Below are 20054 nucleotides of genomic sequence, written 5' to 3'. Positions count from 1 at the left end.
ACGTTCCCTGACCTTGACGGGCCTTGGCTGATGGCCCTGGCGGCGTCAGATCCGGACCTCGACGGTGCCGACGGCCTTGTCGTGCAGGCCGCGGGTGTCGCGGTCCCAGACGGCGGCCGGGATGATCAGGCACAGCAGGAAGGTGCGCAGCAGCACCTGCGGGATGGTCGCGCGGCGGCCGTCCAGCCGGATCACCCGCAGGCCGAACAGGCGCTTGCCGACGGTGGTGCCGGTGGTGGCCAGGAACAGCACGGTGACGGCGTAGAACAGCGGGGTGGTCCACAGGTTGGCCGATCCCTGGTCGCCGTGCGCGATCAGGCCGTAGGCGACCAGGCTGACCAGCCAGCCGTCCACGAAAAGGGCACCGATCCGGCGGCCGGGGCCGGCCATCGAGCCAGGGCCGGAGCGCGGCAGGCCGAGGCGCTCGCCGCGGTAGCCGAAGTCGGCGCCCATCTTCTCGGCGGCCGCTTTCGGGCCGTCGATCCACGATCCGAGTGCTTCTCTGGTGTCCACGGACCCACCCTAACCGGGCTTACCGCCGAACCCGTTCGCGGGCCCGCGGCCGGGCACGCCGGGCCGGAATCCCGTCGGGGTGAACCGGGGTTCGCCCGACTGCCCCAAGTGGTCTGGACCATGTGCCGCACATCGCTGCTGCGAGCTTGGCGATTTGCCCGGAACCATGCTGTTTTGCCACCCACCGGAATGGCCTGGTTAACATGTGGGAAACAGTCGGGTCACGATCAGGAAACGGCCCATTCCTATCGTGAGCCCCCTGCACGGGGGCTCCCGTCGCCCGTGACGGAGGCTCAGACCGCACGCCGAGGAGGAGTACGGATGTTCACCAACGCCGACGAGGTGAAGCAGTACATCGCCGACAACGACATCAAGTTCGTCGACGTCCGGTTCTGCGACCTGCCGGGCGTGCTGCAGCACCTCGCGGTTCCGGCCGACACCTTCGACCCGACCGAGACCCTGATGTTCGACGGCTCCTCGATCCACGGCTTCCAGGCCATCCACGAGTCCGACATGGCCCTCGTCCCGGACCTCGCCACCGCCCGGCTGGACCCGTTCCGCACCGAGAAGCACCTCAACATCAACTTCTTCATCCAGGACCCGATCACCGGCGAGGCCTACAGCCGCGACCCGCGCAACGTGGCCCGCAAGGCCGAGGCCTACCTCGCCTCCTCCGGCATCGCCGACACCGCGTACTTCGGGCCCGAGGCCGAGTTCTACGTCTTCGACTCGGTGCGCTTCGAGACCAGCGCCAACGCGTCCTACTACCACATCGACTCGGTGGCCGGCGCCTGGAACACCGGCTCCGCGGAGGGCGACGTCCGCGGCTACAAGGTCAAGTACAAGGGCGGGTACTTCCCCGTCCCGCCCGTCGACCACTTCGCCGACCTGCGCGCCGAGATGTCCCTCGAACTCGGCCGCGCCGGGCTGACCGTGGAACGTCAGCACCACGAGGTCGGCACCGCCGGGCAGGCCGAGATCAACTACCGGTTCAACACCCTGCTGCATGCCGCGGACGACCTGATGCTGTTCAAATACATCATCAAGAACGTGGCCTGGCGGGCCGGCAAGACCGCCACCTTCATGCCCAAGCCGATCTTCGGCGACAACGGCTCCGGCATGCACGTCCACCAGTCGCTCTGGACGGGCGGCACCCCGCTGTTCTACGACGAGCAGGGCTACGCGGGCCTGTCCGACATCGCCCGCCACTACATCGGCGGCATCCTCAAGCACGCCCCGTCGCTGCTCGCCTTCACCAACCCGTCGGTGAACTCCTACCACCGCCTGGTGCCCGGCTTCGAGGCCCCGGTCAACCTGGTCTACTCGCAGCGCAACCGCTCCGCCGCGATCCGGATTCCGATCACCGGCTCGAACGCCAAGGCCAAGCGCATCGAGTTCCGCGCCCCCGACCCGGCGTCCAACCCCTACCTGGCCTTCTCCGCCATGCTGATGGCCGGCCTCGACGGCATCAAGAACAAGATCGAACCCGCCGAGCCCGTCGACAAGGACCTCTACGAACTCGCCCCCGACGAACACGCCGCCGTCCCTCAGGTCCCCGCATCCCTCAGCGCCGTCCTGGACGCCCTCGAAGCCGACCACGAATACCTGCTGGCCGGTGGCGTCTTCACCACCGACCTGATCGAAACCTGGATCGACTACAAGCGCACCCAGGAAATCGCCCCGATCGCCCTGCGGCCGCACCCGCACGAGTTCGAGCTGTACTACGACCTGTAGGAGCGCCTCCGGCCTGCGGAAAACGCAGGTCGGGGCTCGCGATGATCTCTCAGCGGCCTGAACCGCCACCGCACGATCCGCGCTCACGTGACATGACGAGCAGCACGCGGGGGCGAACACGCGCGGCGAGAGTCGCCCCCTGCCGGGGCTGGCAACCCGGCAGCAACCTGGTCCTTGACGCCGGTCACGCGGTCGCGACGGCGGGTCCTTGTCGCCGCGCTGCCGCCAGGGCAGCAGTGGGAGGGTGGATACAGGGCTCCAGCTGATCACCGATCCGAGTGATCATCGCCGGGAGGTTGACCATGCGGACGCACAACGCCCCGGGCAAGTCACCAGACGGGTGTGCGGCACGAACCAGAGCCGCGCCGGAAAGCGGGCAGCCGAGCGGGAGAGCGGCCGGCCGGGCGAGCGTACGACGTGCCCGGCGCACAGCCGAGTGGGGCCGGGCGAAGTATGTCGGGTCCTGGGCCGAGAACCTGTGGCAGCGGCTGAACGCGGTGGACTTCCTCAATCAGGCGCTCCAGCTGGCCGCGACGCTGCTGCTGTGCGCCGTTCCGTTCCTGCTGATCGTGTCTGCTCTGGCCGGGAGGGTCGCCGGGCGCAGACTGCTCCCGGGTGCCGTCGCCACCGGCCTGTTCTGGATCGGCATGCTGATCGTCTTCCGCTTCACCTTCTCCGGCATGATCGTCAGCGACGACACGAAGTACGGGCCGATCGGGGTCGTCTTCTCCCTCATGGCGTTCTTCATCGCGACCGGAGTGGTGATCATCCTGGGCGCGGCCACCGGCATGATGGGGGACGAGCGCGGCATGTCCTGGCGTGCCGCGATCAGCAGAATGCGGCGGGCATCATGAGCGCGCGGAGCGGAGCGACTCCACAGGAGCGGGTGGCAGACCGGCCGCCCTCCGTGAGGGTCGTCTGGGCCACACTGCGTGTGGTGGGGTCGGTCGCCTTACTGGTGGCCGCGTACTACCTGCTGCCCTTGGACCACTTCTCCACGGGCGTTGCCGTCACCGTGCTCTTGGTCGGACTGGCGGGATTCGTCGCCCTGGTCGCCGTTCAGGTCCGAGCGATCCTCCTCGCCCGGCACCCGGGGCTGCGGGCCGTCGAGGCGTTGGCCACCAGTGTCCCGTTCTTCCTGCTGCTGTTCGCGGGCACCTACGTCACACTGGCGGCCCAGTCGCCTTCCAGCTTCGGTGAGCACCTCTCCCACACCCAGGGGCTCTACTTCACTGTCACCGTGTTCTCCACCGTCGGGTTCGGCGACATCACGGCCAAGAACGACACGGCGCAGCTGGCGGTCACCGTGCAGATGCTGGCCGACCTGATCATCTTCGGCCTGGCCATCAAGGTGGTCGTGGGTGCCGTCCGCCGCGGCCGGGAACGCAGGAACGCCGAGGTGAATGCCCGGGCCAGCGCGGAGGACGGTGAGTGAGAACCAGGATCAGGCCCTCGGCGGCGGCGTCTTGGCGGTGCGGGCAAGCAGCCCGGCCAGCAGCATGACGATCACGCCGATACCGACTCCGCAGGCCGTCCACAGCACCCGGTAGCCCTCGGCGGCATAGTCGGAGGGCTGCGGAAGATCGGTCAGGATCAGCACCCCTGCGGCGATGGCCGCGGTGTAGAGGGTGTGGTTCAGGAAGCGGATACCGACCGCGTGCACGAACAGGACGAGCGCGACGACTTCGAGTCCGCGCGTCATCGCGAACAGCTTGAGACCGGTCTCGCTGGCCGGAAGCAGGAGCAGCAGCGCCGCCGCGATGGAGCCCGATCAGCGCGCCGACCAGGCGCTGGAGGGAGACGAGGGTGGACTGCTCCAGGCTCGGCTTCATCGCGATCACGGCCGCGCCCGAAATCCAGTAGCCGTGCGGCAGGTCCAGCCCGAAGGCGAGGGCGACGGTGCCGCCGATGACCAGGGCGCGGATCACCGCGAACATGATCAGCGGCCGGGTCAGTGGCCTCCGCGCGGTATCGCCGGGCAGCTCCACGAACGGCTGGGGCAGATCCCGGCGCCCACGGATCAGCCACTCGACGAACGTCAGCGCGATCCACAGCGCCGCCCCGCCGGTCCAGGCGAGCACCTGCGCCCGGGCAGCGACCCGCCGAAGATTCCCCGACACAGCGCCCGGTGCCGGACGGCGGTCACTCATCAGTGCCGCCCCCCGTGCCGCGATCGGGACGGCCGTCGAGGCTGCGCCGGGCGCGGTCGCAGACTCGCGATGTGAAGTGAGTGCGAAATGAGCGCACGGGGATCGAACTCAGCGAGAGGCGCACAGCGGCCAGGGGATCCGCCGAGCTCGGCCGCGAACTCGGCGGTGAGACCTTTGTTTCCGCAGGTCGGAACCTCGCTGGCCTGCGGAAACGCTGGCCGGTTCGGCGAGCGGGTTCAAGAGGACCGGGTGCGCTGCTCCCACATCGTGGAAGCGCTCACCTGACCCCCGTAAAGGCCCGGCTGCCGTCATGGAACCCGGCGCCGTGGGGAGTTCGCGCCGTCAGTTGGCGGATGGCGGGAGGCGGTCGGGGAGGAGGTGGCCGAGCATCTCCCGTAGCTGCGCCGTCTCGTCCTGGGGCAGGGGCAGCAACGGCGGCCGTGGCGGCCCGGACGGGCGGTTCTGGATGTCGAGGCCCGCCTTGATGGCCCGGGGAAGGCCGTGGTTGACGATGAAGCGCAGGAAGGGCAGCAGCTCCCGCAGCAGTGCGTCCGCGTGGTCGTCGTGTCCGGCGACGGCCGCGGCGTGGAGTTCCAGCACCCACTCCGGTACGAGGCAGGGGGCGGCCGTGCACCAGCCGACGGCTCCGGCGCGGAAGGCGTCCAGGGCGACCGGGTTGCTGCCGTTGTAGACGGACAGCTCTCCGTCGGACAGCTCACGGATGGCGCGGAAGCGGGACACCTCGCCCGAACTCTCCTTGACCATGGTGAGGTTGGGGATCTTCCGGGCGAGCGCGACCACCGCCTCCGGGCGCAGGTCCACACCGCTGGTACCGGGGTTGTTGTAGAGCATCATCGGCAGGTCGGTGGCCCGGGCCACCTCGCTGTAGTGGCGGGCGAGTTCGCCCTCGGTCAGCTTCCAGTACACCTGAGGCAGCACCATGATCGCGGTGGCGCCGTGGCGGGCGGCCACGCGGGCGCGGCGGACCGTGCCTTTGGTGCTCCAGTGGGAGACGCCGACGAGGGTCGGCACCTGCCCGGCCACCGTGTTGAGGGTGGTCTCGCAGACCGCGTCCCACTCCTTGTCCGTCAGGTAGGCGCTCTCGCCGGTGCTGCCCAGCGGAGCGACGGCGTGGCTGCCGGCGGCGACGAGGTCGCCGGTGAGGCTTCGCAGCGCGGGCAGGTCGACCTCGCCGGTGATGGCGTCGAAGGGGGTGACCGGGTAGGAAATGATGCCCTTCAGGGGCGGGTTGGCCATCAGAGTTCCACCTGTCCGGTCACGCAGTCGGGGTGGTTGCGCAGCGCCTTGCGTGCGTAGTAGTCGAAGTTCGCCCTGCTGCGCCGGTCGGTGGAGGTCCAGTCGTGGGCCTCACGGGCCAGAGCCGGGTCCAGGGGCTGGATTGTCCCCGCCGACATCGCCAGCAGCTGCAGGCGGGCGGCCCGTTCGATGAGCAGCGCCAGGGTGCACGCCTCCTCGACCGTGGAGCCCGTCACCAGCTGGCCGTGGTGGGCCAGCAGGATGGCCCGCTTGTCGCCGAGGGCGGCGGAGATGATCCTGCCCTCCTCGTTGCCCACCGGCACGCCCGGCCAGTCCTTGAGGAAGGCGCAGTCGTCGTACAGCGGCGTCGTGTCCATCTGGGAGACCACCAGCGGCACTTCCAGCATGGCGAGTGCGGCCGTGTGCAACGGGTGCGTGTGGATGATGCAGTTGACGTCCGCGCGCTCCCGGTAGATCCAGGAGTGGAAGCGGTTGGCGGGGTTGGGCATGCCCTCCCCCTCCAGGACTTCCAGGTCCTCGTTCACCAGCAGCAGGTTGTCCTCGGTGATCTCGTCGAAGCCCAGCCCCAGACGCTGGGTGTAGTAGGTGCCCGGCTCCCGCCCACGGGAGCTGATCTGCCCGGCGAGGCCCGAGTCGTGGCCGCCGTCGTAGGCGATCCGGCAGGTGAGCGCCAGCTTCTGGCGCGTGGTCAGTTTCGAGTCCCCGAAGTGCCGGTTCATCTGCCGCTCGGCGCGGTCGACGAGGACGTCCTTCGAGTCCTGCAGCGTTTTCGCCATGTGTCTCTGCTCCCGCTCTCCGACCCTGCCCCGGTGGCAGGGCCTGCGTCCGGAGCCGCAGCTCCGGAGGAAACCTCGTTCACCATAGGACACAAGGTTTCCTGACGGCAAGAGTGACCCGCCCCGGGCAAGGCGCCCGCAGCCCCGGCACGCCAAGGGAGGCCCGCGACGGGCGCCGGCGGGCTGCACCTCTCAGGCATGCCGGTCACGCCGCGGCGTAGCATTGTTCGCTATAGGACACGAGGTGTCATCAGGAGCGGACGGCACGCTCCGCAGCGCACGGCCCCGTCGATTCGGGGGTACGGGAGAGGGAGACGCCAGTGATCAACCGGGTGCGCCGGCTGCGCAAGGAACGGCTGATGACCCTGGAGGCGCTGGCCGAGCGGTCCGGCGTCACCAAGAGCTACCTGTCGAAGGTCGAACGCGGGCAGAGCGTTCCCTCGATCGCCGTGTGCGCCTCCCTGGCCAAGGCCCTCGAAGTCCCCCTGGACAGCCTCTTCGCCGACGCCGACGAGCTGAGCGAGGTCACTGTCACCCGGGCCGCGGAACGCCAGGCCCTGACCTCCCCGGACGAGCCCGGCACCCGCTACGAGGGCATGGCACTCGACGCCGGCGCCAAGGGCATGACCCCGTTCATGCTCTACCCGCCGCTCGACGACGGCCCCGCCGTCTTCCGGGACCACCCCGGCGAGGAGTTCGTCTTCGTCCACGCGGGACGGGTCGAACTGGTCCTCCCCTCACGCGCGATCACGCTCGACCCCGGCGACTGCGCCTACTTCAAGGCCACCACGCCCCACCGGCTCCGCTCCCTGGGAACCAGGCGCGCCACCGTCCTCCTCCTGGTCTCCAGCGACTACGACACTCCGGACGGCGCCTGGCCCCCGCACTCCCGCCTGCCCTGAGGTGCCCGTCAGAACGACGACCTGTAGGGGCGCCTGCGGAAACCGTGCGGTGCCGGACGGGTCGTCCGGCACCGCACCCGCGCGGAGGAGCGGTCAGCAGGTGAGAACCGGACCCGCCCAGTCGGCGTGGTCACTGTTGTTGCCGTCGCCGCCATCGGTGACGACCAGGTGCAGCTCGTTGGCACCGGCGAGGTCGGCGGTGAGGTGCTTGGCGCCGGCGGCGGCGTTCAGCACGCCGCTGTCGGCGACCTTGGTGCCGTCCTTCCAGATCTGGAAAGCGACGGTGCCGCGGCCCATGGCCTCGGCATCGACACCGACATCGGTGGTCAGCGAGGTGCAGGTGCCGCCGAGGTAGTAGACGATCTCGCTGAACGCGTTGGTGCCCAGGCCCTTGGCGTAGGTCGCGCCGTTGATGGTGATGGTGCGTCCGTCGCCGGACTGGTTGTCGCCGTTGCTCATGTCCTTCTCGACCTGGCCCCAGCCGTTGCTCGCGGAGGTCCAGGTGAGGTCGGAGAGCTGGTGGGCGCCGGCGGCGGGGCCGTTACCGCAGGCGATCTTGGCGTCGGCCCAGTCGGCGTGGTCCCAACTGGTGCCGTCGCCGCCGTCGGTGACCGCCAGGCGCAGGGTGCTGGCACCGGTGAGGTCGACGGTGAGCTTCTTGGCCGCGTCCTTGCCGGTGAGCTTTCCGCTGTCGGCGGCGAGAGTTCCGTCCTTGAAGATCTGGAAGACGGCGGAGCCGTTGCCGGACGTCTCGTCGTCGATGCCGACACTGGTCACCAGGTTCTTGCAGGTACCGCCGAGGTTGAAGGTGATGTCGCTGGCGGCGTTCGTGCCGATGCCCTTGGCGTACGTGGTGCCGCGGATGGCCAGGGTGCGGCCGTCACCGGCGACCCAGTCACCGTTGCTGTGGTCGCGCTCGGCCGGGCCCCAGCCGTTGACCTGGGCGAGGAACGGCAGGTCGCTCAGGTAGCTCATGCCGGTGGGCGGCGGGACGGGCACGCTCGGGGTGACCCGGAACATCGCGGTGCCGTGGCCGGGGACCGTGGCGCTGATCGCCCCGGTACTGATGGTGGTCTTCTTCGACCACAGGTCCTTGACCGTGTACGAGGGCGCGCCGGCGATGCCGACGGCCTGCACGGTGGTGGTGATGGTGGCCTCGTAGGAGCCCTCGTTGGTGAGGGTGACCGCGCGGCTGCCGTCGGCCAGCGGCTTCGACATGACGACCAGGCCGTTGTCGCTGGAGACCACCGAGCCCTGCTTGCCCAGCGGATCCTGGTCGACCGCGATGACGTCGGCGTTGGTGAGGATGTCGAACGTCTCCTGCTGGGCGGTGCGCAGGTCGGCGCCGATCAGCAGTGGTGCGGCCATCTCGGCCCAGAGGCTGAAGTGAGTGCGGTACTCGGTGCCGGTCATGCCGCCGTTGCCGACTTCCAGCATGTCCGGGTCGTTGAAGGCGCCGGCCTTGGCGTAGGCGGACAGTCCCTGGTTGGCGTGCGCGATGGAGATCATGCTCTGCCAGTTGTCGCTGATGTCGCCGGTGGTGCGCCAGGAGTTGCCGACCGGCTGCGCCCAGTTCCACGGGCCGCTGGAGCCCCAGTCACAGATGCTGTAGAGGATCGGTCGGCCGGTCTTCTTCAGCGCGTCGCCCATTGCCTTGTAGCGGGTCTGTGCATCGACACCCATGTTGTTGCAGTTGTCGTACTTGAGGTAGTCGACGCCCCAGGAAGCCCACAGGTTGGCGTCCTGCTGCTCGTGGCCGAGGCCGCCGGGGAAGCCCTGGACGTCGCAGGTGTGGATGCCGGCGCTCGAGTAGAGGCCGAACTTCAGGCCCTTGGCGTGAACGTAGTCCGCGAGCGCCTTGATGCCGTGCGGGAACCGGACCGGGTCGGGCACCAGGTTGCCGGACAAGTCCCGGGCGGGCAGCGCCCAGCAGTCGTCGAGGTTGATGTACTGGTAGCCGGCCGCCTTGAGGCCCTTGCTGACGAACAGGTCGGCCATTCCCTTGACCAGGTTCTCGTTGAACTGGGACCCGCACCAGGTGGTGTTCCAGTTGTTGAAGCCCATCTGGGGGGTCAGGTTGATGCCGTTGTCGAGTGCCAGCGCCGGTGGGGCAGTGGCAAGTTGGGCGCCGACGACGAGCGCGCCGCCACCGGCCAGCAGGGTGAGGGACGTCAACGTCGCACTGACGCGGCGGGACAGTTTTACGCGTACGGATGGCAAGGTTCCTCCCGGGAACGGACGTGCGGAACTCGACCGCACGGAAAGTGGATCGGGTAAGGAGTCGTCACACGGTCCGCCGACGCCGTGGCGCGGACCGTGCGGAGTCGGGTGGCTCCTCGGCGGAGGGTGCGGGGACCTGAGGCGGCGCCGCCCCGCACCCTCCGGGCTGGTGGGTCCGCCGCGTCAGGACAGCAGGCTCCAGGACTGGCCTGCGGCCGATCCGTCGGGCTGGTTGAGGACGACGGCGGACGTGGGTGTGGACTGCGGGGCGTCCAGGACGAGGCCGGTGGCCACGCTGGTGATGGTCAGTGCACCGGTGGCGGTGTTCTGAACGACGCGCCACTTCTGGTACGGGCTGTCGGGGTCGTAGCTGTTGAGGACCCGCGCTGCGGTGCCGGGCGTGGCCGGTCCGGTCAGGGTGCCGTGGACCTGGGTGTCGGTGTAGCAGTCGTCGGTGATGTGCACCGTGCCGTCACCGTTGGCGTCGAAGCGCCACCGCTCCGACGTGTGCCAGTCCCACCAGGTGTTGACGTCGGTGGTGGAGCCGTCGGGGGCGCTGCACATGCCCCGGACCTCCAGGACCTGGCCGCCGGTGCCGCCGGCACTGATGCCGTGGTAACGGCCGTCGCCGATCACCGTCGCGGGGACGGTGACGGGCAGGGCCTTGAGCCGGTACATGGCGACGCCGTGCGGGGCGACCGAGGCGCCGAGCGTGCCGGTGACGTTGCCGGTGGCGCCGGTCCACAGCTCCTTGGCGGAGTAGCCGGGGCCGGTGAGTCCGAGCGCGCTCAGGGTGGTGGAGACGGTCTGGCTGGAGTTCGGGTCCTGGTTGACCAGCAGGACGGCGGTGTCGCCGTTCGCCAGCTGCCGCTTGAGGACCAGCGGGGCGGTGGGACTGTTCGGCGGGTCGCCGACCAGGGTGGCGGGCTTGCCGAGGCTGTCCTGGTCGACGGCGATGACGTCGGCGTTCTTGTAGATGGCGAGCGCGGAGTCGCTGATGCCCGTTGACCAGGTGTAGCCGCGGTCGCTGTGCTGGGAGTCGGCGGCGCTGCGCAGGTCGGCGCCGGAGATCAGCGGGGCGGCCGTCATGGCGAGGATCGACATCTCGCTGCGCGATTCGGTGTCGCTCATCGGCTTGTGGCAGGTGCAGGTGTCGGTGACGCCGTAGAGGCCGTACGGGTCGAGCCAGCCGGCGAACATCATGTCCATGTCGTTCCAGCTCCCCGGCCGGACATTGCCCGGATACTGCAGCGCGGTCCGCAACTGGCCGTTGTGGAGCACGCCTTCCAGGTCCGGGCCGCGGTCGCCGCCGATCCGGCAGAGGTTCGCGACCTGACCGCACCAGACGCCGGTCGGCGCGTAGCCGGGGGCCTGCCGGGCGGGGGTGCCGGCCGCTCTGATCACCGGGTCGGTGCGGGCGGGGTCGTCACCGGCCAGCAGGTACGGGATGCCGGTGTGCACGGGCTGGGCGGACACGCTCAGCACGACGCGCGGTCGGCCCTGGGCGGCGGAGGCGGCGTCCAGGGCACGCTGGAAGTCCTGCGTGCGGGCGTAGATGGAGCGGGTCAACTCCCGGCCCTCGCCCTGGGTTCCGTAGTTGTACCCGTCCGGACCGGTGATCGGCGGGCCGTAGGGGCAGTCGTCGTACTTGACGAAATCGACACCCCAGGCGACGAAGTCGGCGGCGTCGGTCGACTCGTGCCCGAGACTGCCCGGGTGCCCCTGGCAGGTGGTGTAGGTGCCGGTGGCATAGAGGCCGAACTTCATACCCTTGGTGTGGGCGTACCACGACAGGTACTGGATGCCGTTGAGGGTCTGCCCGTTGACGGTGTGGGCCGGGAAGTGGTCCGGGTCCGGTATCAGGTGTCCCGTCGTCAGGTCGAAGCCGTTGCCGTCGGTACCGCTGACGGGGTTGCGGTCGGCGTCGTACAGCTGCATCGCGCCGTAGGAGTTCTTGACGAGGTCGGTGGTCTGTCCGTCGCGGTGGGACAGCGACCAGCCGTCGTCGATGGTGACGGTGTCGTAGCCGGCCGCCACCAGGCCCTTGGACGACATGAAGTCGATGGTCCGGACGACCTGCTGCTGGGTCACCGCGGTGCCCAGGGTGTTCCAGGAGTTCCAGCCCATCGGTGGAGTGAGGGCGAGGCCGTTGTCGAGGGCCGCGGCGGGGGCGGAGTCGGCAAGGACGGCCGTGAGGCCGGATGCCGCGAGGGACAACGCCGCAAGGGTGTGCAGCAGGGTGCGGGGCATGGATGGACGCATGGGGGCGCTCCAGGTGAGCCTGCGGGGGACCGTGACATGCCGGTGGGTTCTGTTGAATCCATCTCCAGAGATCGACGGCTGGAGGAATCTTCAAACAGAAAGCAACACATGGTAGCCAGACAGGAATCGAGCACTCAAGACCCCGAACGCGCCGTCTTCACGAAGCTTCAGGCCGAACTGGCGCTTGACTGCACCAGAGAACGCCACGGGAGGGTGTCCACACACCCTCCCTCTTGACATGTTTGTGCAATGGCACTGTGATATGTCGGGTCGCGTTTGAGCATGTTTGTTTCTGGTGGTTTGACGGGCCACCAGAGCCTGCGCGACGGAGCCAGGAGTCCCTTCCCCATCGCGTTCGACGAAAAGGAGCCTCCCCTCATGTCCCGTGCCATCAACTGCCGTGCCGCCGCAGGACTCCTGCTCGCCCTGGGCCTGACCGCCACCGCCTGCTCCACCGGCCAGGAGTCCACCTCCGGTGCCCCCTCGGTCGCCCCGGTCGGCGGAAAGATCTCGATCACCTACCTGCAGAAGCAGGGCGACCAGGAGTACTTCGTCGGCGAGGCGGCCGGTGCCAGAGCAAAGGCCGCCGAACTGGGCATCGACATCAAGGTGGTGAACCTCGGCAACGACGCCAACAAGACCATCAGCGAGGTGCAGTCCGCGATCGCGCAGAAGACCAACGGCATCATCGTGGTCGTGCCCGACCCGGCCGTCGGCCCGCAGGTCGTGCAGACCGCGAGGGACGCGAGGATCGCCCTGCTCACCTCGGACGATCAGGTCTGCGCCACCGGACCGGACCCGGCGAAGTGCGCCAAGTCCGACCTGGTGCCGCGGATCGGCTTCTCCGGCGCGCAGATGGGCGGCGAGGTCGGCAAGCGCGCCGCCCAGGAGTTCAAGAAGGCCGGCTGGAACGCCGCCGACACCCGGACAATCTCCGCCTGGAAGCAGGACGTCACCGTCTGCGGCGACCGGGTCAAGGCCGCCCGGGAAGCCTTCGACTCCGCCGTCCCCGGGGTCCGGAACATCGACGTCGCCACCGACAACACCCCGACCGGCGCGCAGGACAAGGTCGCTGCGACGGTCACCGCCAATGCCGGGGTCAAGCACTGGGTGGTCTGGGGCTGCAACGACGAGAACGTCCAGGGCGGCGTCACCGCCCTGCAGAACGCCGGCGTCAGCCCCGACGACATCGACGGCGTGGGCCTCGGCGCCTACCTCGCCTGCAAGGCCTGGAGCGGCGGCAAGCCCTCCGGGATGAAGGCCGCCCTGTTCATCAACGGCAGGGACGTCGGCGCACTCGCCGTCCAGACCGTGTACGACCGGCTGAAGAACAACAAGGAGATGCCCGCCGAGGCGTTCGCCCCCACCACCATGGTCGACGCCTCCACCTGGAAGAGCGCCGGCGTCACCTGCAACTGACCGTCCTCCCCAGCGGTCGCCCGGTGGGCGGGCGACCGTCCCCACTCCGCCGCTCCAGTCCCGAGGTGACCCAGCAGTGAGCAGAGCACACCCCTCGGCCTCGCACTCCCGGCCGCCCGCCGACCCACCCCCCGCCGCCGGGGCGCGGGTCGAGGGGATCACCAAGCGGTTCGGCGCGGTGCAGGCCCTGAGCGACGTGACCCTCGACCTCCCCAGCGGCAGAGTCACCGCCCTCATGGGTGAGAACGGGGCCGGGAAGTCCACTCTTCTGAAGATCCTCACCGGCGACCACCAGCCCACCGAGGGACGCGTCCTCCTGGACGGGCGACCGGTCGAGCTGCGCTCCCCGGCCGACGCACGGGCCGCCGGCATCCGGATCATCCCGCAGGAACCCGAGATCATCCCGCACGTCTCGGTCGCCGAGAACGTCTACACCGGGTCCCTGCCCCGCCGGGCCGGCCGCCGCCTCGACCGGGCCGAGCTGCGCCGCCGGATCACCGCGGACCTCAATCGGTTCGGGTTCGCCGACGTCCTGGAACCCGATCTCCTCGGATCACAACTGACGGCTGCCCAGCGCCAGTTGGTCGAGATCCTGCGGGCGCTGACCGGCCGAACCGCCGCCCGGGTCATCGCGTTCGACGAGCCGACCTCCTCACTGTCCGAGCACGAGGTCGACGCGTTGTTCGCACTGATCAACCGCTTGCGCGACCAGGGCGTCGCCGTCATCTACGTATCGCACCGGATGCAGGAGATCTTCCAGCTCGCCGACCGCATCGCCGTCCTGCGCGACGGAGCCCTGATCGGCGTCCAGGATGCCAGGACCACCACCGAAGGCGACCTGGTACGCCTGATGGTCGGCCGCGACCTGTCAACGATGTCCGTCCGCCGACCCACCGTCACCGACCGGGTCGTCCTGGACGTCCGTGACCTGACGACGGACCGGGTCCACGGCATCGACCTGCGCATCCACGCGGGCGAAGTGGTCGGCGTCGCCGGACTGATCGGCGCCGGACGCTCCGAACTTGCTCTCGCGCTCGCCGGGGACCTGCCCGTCCGCTCCGGCAGCGTCACCCTGGACGGGCAGCCGCTGCCGTCCGGCAACCCCGGAGCGGTGATCCGCGCCGGCCTCGGTCTGGCCCCGGAGGAGCGGAAGGCGCAGGCGCTGTTCCTGCACCGCACGATCCGGGACAACACCTCCATCGCGGTACTGGAGCGACTGCGCCGCTTCCGCTTCGTCAAGCGAGGAGCGGAACGCGACCTCGCCCAGGAGTACACCGACCGCCTGCGGGTACGCGCACCGTCCATCGAGCACGAGGTCCGCAAGCTCTCCGGCGGCAACCAGCAGAAGGTCGTTCTCGCCCGCTGGCTCGCCCGCAAGCCCAAGCTGCTGATCCTCGACGAGCCCACCCGCGGCATCGACGTCGGCGCCAAGGCCGAGATCTACCAGATCATCGCCGATCTCGCCGAACAGGGCGTCGCCCTGCTGGTGATCTCCTCCGAACTGCCCGAACTGCTCGGCCTCGCCGACCGGATCGTCGTCATGCAGAACGGCCGCACCACCGGTGAGCTGAACCGTGAGGAGGTCACCGAGGAGGCCGTCCTCGCCCTCGCGATGGCCGATGACATCAGCACGAGCGCCCCAGGAGCGACCTCATGACAACCACCACCACACCGCCTGCCGTCTCGGACAACGGAGGCCGACGCCGGCCCGCCGCAAGGATTCCCGTACTGGGCGCCATCGGCGGGCAGAACCTCAGCCTGATCGGCGCCCTGGTTGCGGTCCTCACCGTCTTCGGCCTCCTCAACGACAACTACCTCAGCCTCACCAACATGCAGGTGATCGCCGAGGCCGCCACCATCACCGGCCTGCTCGCCGTCGTCCAGACCGTCGTCATCATCTGCGGCGGACTCGACATCTCGGTCGGCTCCCAGGCGGGCGTCGCCTCCGTCGTCAGCGCCATGGCCTTCACCTCTGCCGGCTCCAACGCCTTCGCGGGCATGGCCGCCGCCGTCGCCGTCGGCCTGCTGATCGGCGTCCTCAACGGCGCGATCATCGTGTACGGCCGGGTCAACCCCACCATCGCCACCCTCGCCGGCCTCGCCGCCTACAAGGGCCTCGCCCAACTCCTGTCCGACGGCCGGGCCCAGGGCTACGTCCTCAACAATGCCGTCTTCGTCTTCCTCGGCCGGGGCAGGATCGCCGGACTTCCGGTCATGGTCTGGATCCTCATCGCCGTCGCCCTCGCCGTCCATGTCCTGCTCACCTACACCGACATCGGCCGCAACATCTACGCCGTCGGCGGCAACGACACCGCCGCCCGCCTCGCCGGCATCAACATCAACAAGTACCTGGTCGCCGTCTACGCCCTCATCGGCACCGCCGCCGCCATCGCCGGCATCCTGCTCACCGCCCGCACCGGCAGCGGACAGCCCACCTCCGGCAGTGAAGGCCTCGAACTCAAGGCCATCACCGCCGCCGCCCTCGGCGGCTGCGCCCTCAAGGGCGGCAAGGGCACCATCGGCGGCACCCTCCTCGCCGTCGCCCTCCTCGGCGCCCTCGAGAACGGACTCACCGTCCAGGGCATCAACTCCTTCTGGCAGAACGTCGCCCAGGGCGCGCTGCTCGTGGTCGCGGTCGTCATCCAGCAACGCCGTACCAAGGAACGCGCCGTCGGCCTCCCCGCCTGACGCGGAAGGCCGCCGGGGCTCGTCGACATCGCACCTTGTAGCGCCACCAACTGCCGTAAGTGGCGCATGCGTCAGAGGCCGAGGATGCGGACGAGGCGGGTGGGGAGGTCGGGGTCGATGGGGAGGCCGGTGACGAGTTGGCGGTAGAAGACCGCGCCGGCCAGGGCGTCCATGAAGAGTTCGACGTCCGTGTCGGGGGGCAGGTCGCCGCGGGCGATGCCGCGCTGGATCACGGTGGCGCAGTTGGTGCGGCGTTCGGTGAGGAAGGCCGCACGGAAGGCGTCCAGGGCTCCGGGGCGGCCGGCCAGGTCGGCGATCAGGGCGGGCATGGTCGCGCCGGCGGGGGTGGCGGTGTAGTTGGCGATGGTGCCGCACAGCCAACTGGTCAGGTCGTCCCGGGTGTTGCCGGTGTCCGGGAGGGGGCCGGTGTCCATCCGGGAGGCCAGGGCGTCGGCCACCAGGGCCGCCTTGTCGGGCCACCAGCGGTAGAGGGTGCTCTTGTGGACGCCGGAGGTGCTCGCCACGCCCTCGACGGTGAGCCGGGCGTAGCCGGCCTCGCTGAGCAGGGCGAGCGTGGCGTCGAGCACCTGGTCGCGGCTCCGGGGGCCCTTGGGTTGGGTGGGCGGGGGTGGGGTCATGGCGCCCAGCCTGCCATAATGCGACGCGACGTCGCGTCGCATTTGGAGGATTGATGCGCTTCGCAGTCTTCGCCGGATCCGCCACCGGCAGCCGCACCGAGTACGCCGCCCTGGCCGCTGCCCTGGGCACCACGCTGGCCCGCAGGGGCATCGGCATCGTCTACGGAGGTGGCAAGGTCGGGCTGATGGGCGCGCTGGCCGATGCCGCGCTCGCCGCCGGCGGCGAGGTGGTCGGGGTCATGCCGAAGGCCCTGGTGGACAAGGAGATCGCCCATCGCGGGCTGACCCGCCTGCAGGTCGTGGAGGACATGCACCGACGCAAGGCCGCCATGGCCGATGCGGCGGACGGGTTCATCGCGCTGCCCGGTGGCGCCGGCACTCTGGAGGAACTCTTCGAGGCGTGGACCTGGCAGCAGCTCGGGCTCCACACCAAGCCCGTCGCGCTGCTCGGCCCGTCCGGCTTCTGGCAGCCCCTGACCGAGCTCGCCGACCACCTGGTCGACACCGGCTTCGTCCGCCCCGCGCACCGGAACCTGATCACCGGGACGGACCCCGAGGCCCTGCTCGACGCCATGGCCCGGTGGCAGCCGCCCACGCCCAAGTGGGAGACCCCGGCACAGGACGCGATTCTGGACTCGGTGGGCTGGATCTGCGTCCGCGACCAGCGCCTGCTGGCCGTCCGGACCCACGGCAAGGACGCCTTCTACCTCCCCGGCGGCAAGCTGGAGCCCGGCGAGACCCCGGCGCAGGCCCTGGCCAGGGAACTGCGCGAGGAGCTCGGCCTGGCCTGCGCGCCCGAGCAGTTCGCCCACGCCCACACGGTCGAGGCCCCCGCCCACGGCCGCCCCGGCGTCCGGCTGCGCATGCACTGCTACACCGGCCCCGCCGAAGGCCTGCCGACCCCCGGCGCGGAGATCGCGGAACTCGCCTGGATCACCGCCGCCGACAGCGACCGGTGCGCGCCCGCGCTGCGGGAGGTCATGGCCCGGCTCGGTCTGGCCTCGTAGCGCGGATCCGGCCCTCGGTACCGGTGCACCGCCGCCGCCGGCCCGTCCGCGACCGGCGGCCGCGATGAAAGCCGTGGCTCGTGCTCAGCGGCACAGCCGGGCGACGAGTTCCAGCTCGTCCGCCAGCAGCGCCGGGTCGCGCGGGCCGGCGTGCGGCGCGCTCAGCGAGCGGACGCGGAAGCGGTTGTGGGGTGTGAGCTCGTCCGCCTCGCGGATCATCAGGTCCTGGAGCGGGAGCGGGATGGTGCGGTCCTGGGTGTAGCGGACGAAGGTGCGCGGGACCCGGCCCCAGGTCGCCAGGAGGCCGCGGGCGTCCTCACTGGCGCCGACGGCCGCCGACTCGTCCGGCTCCAGGATGTTCAGCAGGGCCCGGACCTCGGCGTCGGGGCGGTCGGCGGCGAGCGACTCCTTGGCGATCGCGAAGAACGCGGGGTCGCCCGAGCGCCAGTTGACCCGGCTGACGCCCAGCTCCGGCGGCGTGTGGACCGGGGGGATCCGGAACATGGAGCTGGCGGCCCCCTCCGGGGTCATCACCAGCCGCAGCACCGAGGGGTGCGCGGTCGGGCAGAACGCGGAGGCGTACACCAGGTGCGCGATCAGCTCGGGGACCTGGTTGGCGACCGCGTTGAGGGTGGCGCCGCCGAGGCTGGCGCCGACCAGTACCACCGGGCCGTTGCGGCGCACCCGCCGGACCACGCCGACGACGTGCGCCGCGAAGTCGCCCAGCGTCACCTCGGACAACGGGGACGGCTCGGTGCGCAGCCGGTCGAGGTCCTGCGGGGACTGGTAGGACTCGGGGAGGTACGCGCCGGGCCCGTGCCCGGGCAGGTCGACCGCGATCGCACGGTGTCCGCGCAGGCCCAGCTCACGCAACAGGGGCTGCCAGAAGTAGGAGTTGCTCCCCGAGCCGTGGACGAGGACGAAGGTCGGCGCGCCGCGCCCGGGCCCGTCCGCGTGCGCGGTGGAGGTGGCCGCGCCCAGCGCGGTGATCGCCCCCGCCCCGGCCACGGCCGCCTTCAGCGCACTGCGTCGCGACGTCCCGCCGGCCTTGGCGTCGCCGCTGCCGCTGCCGCTGCCGTGCTGATCCTTGGTCATTGACGGCCTCTTCCTTGAGAGTTGAGGGTCTTCGTTTCTGGGCCGCAACGGAGTGTTCCAGCCTTCACAGGAAGAGACCCGACAGCCCGCCACTATGTGACACCGGTCGGGGGTGGCGGTCCTCACGCGGTCAGCTCCCGACGGCATGCGGCCGACGCGGCGGGCCGCACGGACGGCGGCGGTGGGCAGGGAGGACGGCGGCGGTGGCCGCTGAAACACCAGTGCGACAATTGGGCCGTCCGGGATTTTCGGGGCGGGAGTGCACAGGAGGGGCCGGAGTGGCGTACGAGCTTGCCGGGCGGCTGGTGGTCGGCGTCGCCTCCAGCGCGCTGTTCGATCTGACGGACTCGGACCGGGTGTTCCGGGAGGACGGCGAGGACGCCTACCGGTCGCACCAGGAACGCCACTTGGACGTCACCCTGGCGCCCGGGGTGGCCTTCCCGTTCGTCAAGCGGCTGCTGTCCCTGAACAACCTGGGCACCGAGGACGATCCGCTCGTCGAGGTGATCGTGCTGTCGCGCAACGACCCGGACACCGGGCTGCGGGTGATGCGCTCCATCCGGGCGCACAAGCTGCCGATCTCCCGGGCCATCTTCAAGCAGGGCCGCGCCCCGTACAGCTTCATGCCGGTGCTCAACATGTCGCTGTTCCTGTCCGCCAACGAGGAGGACGTCCGCGAGGCGGTCGCGACCGGGCTGCCGGCCGGACGGGTGCTCGGGCCGATGCCGCAGGACGACGAGGACGACACCGACCTGCGGATCGCGTTCGACTTCGACGGCGTGCTGGCCTCCGACCGGGCCGAGCAGGTCTACCAGCGCGAAGGCATCGAGAAGTTCCGCGACTACGAGGTGGCCCACGCGGACGTCCCGCACGACGCGGGACCGCTCAGGGACTTCCTCGCCGGGATCAACCGGATCCAGCAGCGCGAGGAGGACCGGCGCCGCACCGACCCCGGCTACCGCCTGCGGGTGTCCGTCTCGATCGTCACCGCCCGCAACTCCCCCGCCGACGAACGGGCCGTCAAGAGCCTGAAGCGCTGGGGCGTCCGGGTGAACGACGCGTTCTTCCTCGGCGGCATCGACAAGGGCCGGATCATGGAGGTACTGCGCCCGCACATCTTCTTCGACGACCAGCGCGTCCATCTCGACAGCACCGCGCGCACCACGCCGAGCGTGCACATCCCGATCGGCCAGATAAACGAACCGGCGCAGATCAACGAACCGGCACCGGTGAGCGAACCGGCGCGGACGAGCGAACCGGCGAACGCCCTCGTGGAGTAAGACCGACCGGCAATAGGCGGCCGCTGTGGAGTGATCGAGCGGGGTGGATGCAGTGCGGGCACGGGTCCACGTGATCATGGAGTTCTCTACGC

General features: G+C 70.1%; 17 protein-coding genes and 1 pseudogene. 9 read left to right on the top strand and 9 right to left on the bottom strand.

Features of this window, described 5'->3' with window-relative positions:
• Positions 1-45 precede the first annotated feature (45 nt).
• The gene (locus ACZ6R9_RS29450; RefSeq protein WP_380481214.1) at positions 46-513 is read right to left on the bottom strand and encodes an RDD family protein; all 468 of its coding nucleotides are present in this window, start codon (positions 511-513) and stop codon (positions 46-48) included.
• Between the two features lie 321 nt (positions 514-834).
• On the opposite strand from ACZ6R9_RS29450, the gene glnA reads away from it, so the two are divergent.
• The 3 genes from glnA (at position 835) to ACZ6R9_RS29435 (ending at position 3682) form a co-directional block, all read left to right on the top strand.
• Entirely contained in the window at positions 835-2247 is a 1413-nt protein-coding gene (gene glnA / locus ACZ6R9_RS29445) for a type I glutamate--ammonia ligase (RefSeq protein ID WP_380481217.1), read from the top strand.
• Between the two features lie 302 nt (positions 2248-2549).
• Complete coding sequence (locus ACZ6R9_RS29440) at positions 2550-3101, top strand: YhjD/YihY/BrkB family envelope integrity protein (RefSeq protein ID WP_380481220.1); 552 nt, start codon at positions 2550-2552, stop codon at positions 3099-3101.
• 83 nt (positions 3102-3184) lie between these two features.
• Entirely contained in the window at positions 3185-3682 is a 498-nt protein-coding gene (locus ACZ6R9_RS29435) for a potassium channel family protein (protein ID WP_380481222.1), read from the top strand.
• Positions 3683-3691: 9 nt separating this feature from the next.
• On the opposite strand, the gene ACZ6R9_RS29430 is transcribed toward ACZ6R9_RS29435, so the two are convergent.
• The 4 genes and pseudogenes from ACZ6R9_RS29430 to ACZ6R9_RS29415 form a co-directional block, all read right to left on the bottom strand.
• Positions 3692-3949 (bottom strand): hypothetical protein, encoded by a 258-nt coding sequence (locus ACZ6R9_RS29430; RefSeq protein ID WP_380481224.1) that lies wholly within the window; start codon positions 3947-3949, stop codon positions 3692-3694.
• 109 nt (positions 3950-4058) lie between these two features.
• Positions 4059-4184 (bottom strand): annotated as a pseudogene (locus ACZ6R9_RS29425) (FUSC family protein); the annotation flags it as partial.
• A gap of 555 nt (positions 4185-4739) precedes the next feature.
• The gene (locus ACZ6R9_RS29420; protein WP_465541510.1) at positions 4740-5654 is read right to left on the bottom strand and encodes a dihydrodipicolinate synthase family protein; all 915 of its coding nucleotides are present in this window, start codon (positions 5652-5654) and stop codon (positions 4740-4742) included.
• Complete coding sequence (locus ACZ6R9_RS29415; RefSeq protein ID WP_465541508.1) at positions 5654-6451, bottom strand: aldolase; 798 nt, start codon at positions 6449-6451, stop codon at positions 5654-5656. The genes ACZ6R9_RS29420 and ACZ6R9_RS29415 overlap by 1 nt, the downstream gene beginning before the upstream one ends.
• A gap of 320 nt (positions 6452-6771) precedes the next feature.
• Between ACZ6R9_RS29415 and ACZ6R9_RS29410 the strand changes: the two genes are divergently transcribed.
• Positions 6772-7353, top strand: coding sequence for a helix-turn-helix domain-containing protein (locus tag ACZ6R9_RS29410; RefSeq protein WP_380481231.1), 582 nt, complete (start codon positions 6772-6774; stop codon positions 7351-7353).
• A gap of 93 nt (positions 7354-7446) precedes the next feature.
• Here ACZ6R9_RS29410 and ACZ6R9_RS29405 read toward each other — a convergent pair whose 3' ends face one another.
• On the bottom strand, positions 7447-9528 hold the full coding sequence (locus ACZ6R9_RS29405; RefSeq protein WP_380481234.1) for an NPCBM/NEW2 domain-containing protein: 2082 nt from the start codon (positions 9526-9528) through the stop codon (positions 7447-7449).
• Positions 9529-9756: 228 nt separating this feature from the next.
• A complete protein-coding gene (locus ACZ6R9_RS29400; protein WP_465541506.1) occupies positions 9757-11835 on the bottom strand; it encodes an alpha-galactosidase in 2079 nt (692 codons plus the stop codon).
• 378 nt (positions 11836-12213) lie between these two features.
• On the opposite strand from ACZ6R9_RS29400, the gene ACZ6R9_RS29395 reads away from it, so the two are divergent.
• The 3 genes from ACZ6R9_RS29395 (at position 12214) to ACZ6R9_RS29385 (ending at position 15942) form a co-directional block, all read left to right on the top strand.
• Positions 12214-13254 carry a substrate-binding domain-containing protein gene (locus ACZ6R9_RS29395; protein ID WP_465541504.1) on the top strand — a complete coding sequence of 347 codons (1041 nt, stop codon included), beginning with the start codon at positions 12214-12216 and terminating at the stop codon, positions 13252-13254.
• A 76-nt stretch (positions 13255-13330) separates the two neighbouring features.
• A complete protein-coding gene (locus tag ACZ6R9_RS29390; protein ID WP_465541502.1) occupies positions 13331-14911 on the top strand; it encodes a sugar ABC transporter ATP-binding protein in 1581 nt (526 codons plus the stop codon).
• A complete protein-coding gene (locus ACZ6R9_RS29385; protein WP_465541500.1) occupies positions 14908-15942 on the top strand; it encodes an ABC transporter permease in 1035 nt (344 codons plus the stop codon). The genes ACZ6R9_RS29390 and ACZ6R9_RS29385 overlap by 4 nt, the downstream gene beginning before the upstream one ends.
• Before the next feature lie 71 nt (positions 15943-16013).
• Here ACZ6R9_RS29385 and ACZ6R9_RS29380 read toward each other — a convergent pair whose 3' ends face one another.
• Positions 16014-16580: a TetR/AcrR family transcriptional regulator gene (locus tag ACZ6R9_RS29380; RefSeq protein WP_465541498.1), complete on the bottom strand. Its 567-nt coding sequence runs from the start codon at positions 16578-16580 to the stop codon at positions 16014-16016.
• A gap of 53 nt (positions 16581-16633) precedes the next feature.
• Between ACZ6R9_RS29380 and ACZ6R9_RS29375 the strand changes: the two genes are divergently transcribed.
• Positions 16634-17587, top strand: coding sequence for a TIGR00730 family Rossman fold protein (locus tag ACZ6R9_RS29375; protein WP_465541496.1), 954 nt, complete (start codon positions 16634-16636; stop codon positions 17585-17587).
• A gap of 84 nt (positions 17588-17671) precedes the next feature.
• Here the strand turns inward: ACZ6R9_RS29375 and ACZ6R9_RS29370 are convergent, their stop codons facing one another.
• Positions 17672-18682: an alpha/beta fold hydrolase gene (locus tag ACZ6R9_RS29370; protein ID WP_465541494.1), complete on the bottom strand. Its 1011-nt coding sequence runs from the start codon at positions 18680-18682 to the stop codon at positions 17672-17674.
• Positions 18683-18960: 278 nt separating this feature from the next.
• Here ACZ6R9_RS29370 and ACZ6R9_RS29365 point away from each other — a divergent pair, with 278 nt between their 5' ends.
• Positions 18961-19962: a 5'-nucleotidase gene (locus tag ACZ6R9_RS29365; RefSeq protein ID WP_465541492.1), complete on the top strand. Its 1002-nt coding sequence runs from the start codon at positions 18961-18963 to the stop codon at positions 19960-19962.
• Positions 19963-20054 lie beyond the last annotated feature (92 nt).

Source organism: Kitasatospora sp. NPDC048662, from assembly GCF_055587065.1.
The sequence above is the reverse complement of the archived record's forward strand: the minus strand, read 5'-3'. Positions and strand labels throughout refer to the sequence as shown.

Bases quoted from the DNA above. Each gene is read 5' to 3' on its own strand.
- glnA (WP_380481217.1), top strand. From the start codon at position 835: ATGTTCACCAACGCCGACGAGGTGAAGCAGTACATCGCCGACAACGAC.
- ACZ6R9_RS29440 (WP_380481220.1), top strand. From the start codon at position 2,550: ATGCGGACGCACAACGCCCCGGGCAAGTCACCAGACGGGTGTGCGGCA.
- ACZ6R9_RS29430 (WP_380481224.1), bottom strand. From the start codon at position 3,949: ATGACGCGCGGACTCGAAGTCGTCGCGCTCGTCCTGTTCGTGCACGCG.
- ACZ6R9_RS29420 (WP_465541510.1), bottom strand. From the start codon at position 5,654: ATGGCCAACCCGCCCCTGAAGGGCATCATTTCCTACCCGGTCACCCCC.
- ACZ6R9_RS29415 (WP_465541508.1), bottom strand. From the start codon at position 6,451: ATGGCGAAAACGCTGCAGGACTCGAAGGACGTCCTCGTCGACCGCGCC.
- ACZ6R9_RS29400 (WP_465541506.1), bottom strand. From the start codon at position 11,835: ATGCGTCCATCCATGCCCCGCACCCTGCTGCACACCCTTGCGGCGTTG.
- ACZ6R9_RS29395 (WP_465541504.1), top strand. From the start codon at position 12,214: ATGTCCCGTGCCATCAACTGCCGTGCCGCCGCAGGACTCCTGCTCGCC.
- ACZ6R9_RS29385 (WP_465541500.1), top strand. From the start codon at position 14,908: ATGACAACCACCACCACACCGCCTGCCGTCTCGGACAACGGAGGCCGA.
- ACZ6R9_RS29380 (WP_465541498.1), bottom strand. From the start codon at position 16,580: ATGACCCCACCCCCGCCCACCCAACCCAAGGGCCCCCGGAGCCGCGAC.
- ACZ6R9_RS29375 (WP_465541496.1), top strand. From the start codon at position 16,634: ATGCGCTTCGCAGTCTTCGCCGGATCCGCCACCGGCAGCCGCACCGAG.
- ACZ6R9_RS29370 (WP_465541494.1), bottom strand. From the start codon at position 18,682: ATGACCAAGGATCAGCACGGCAGCGGCAGCGGCAGCGGCGACGCCAAG.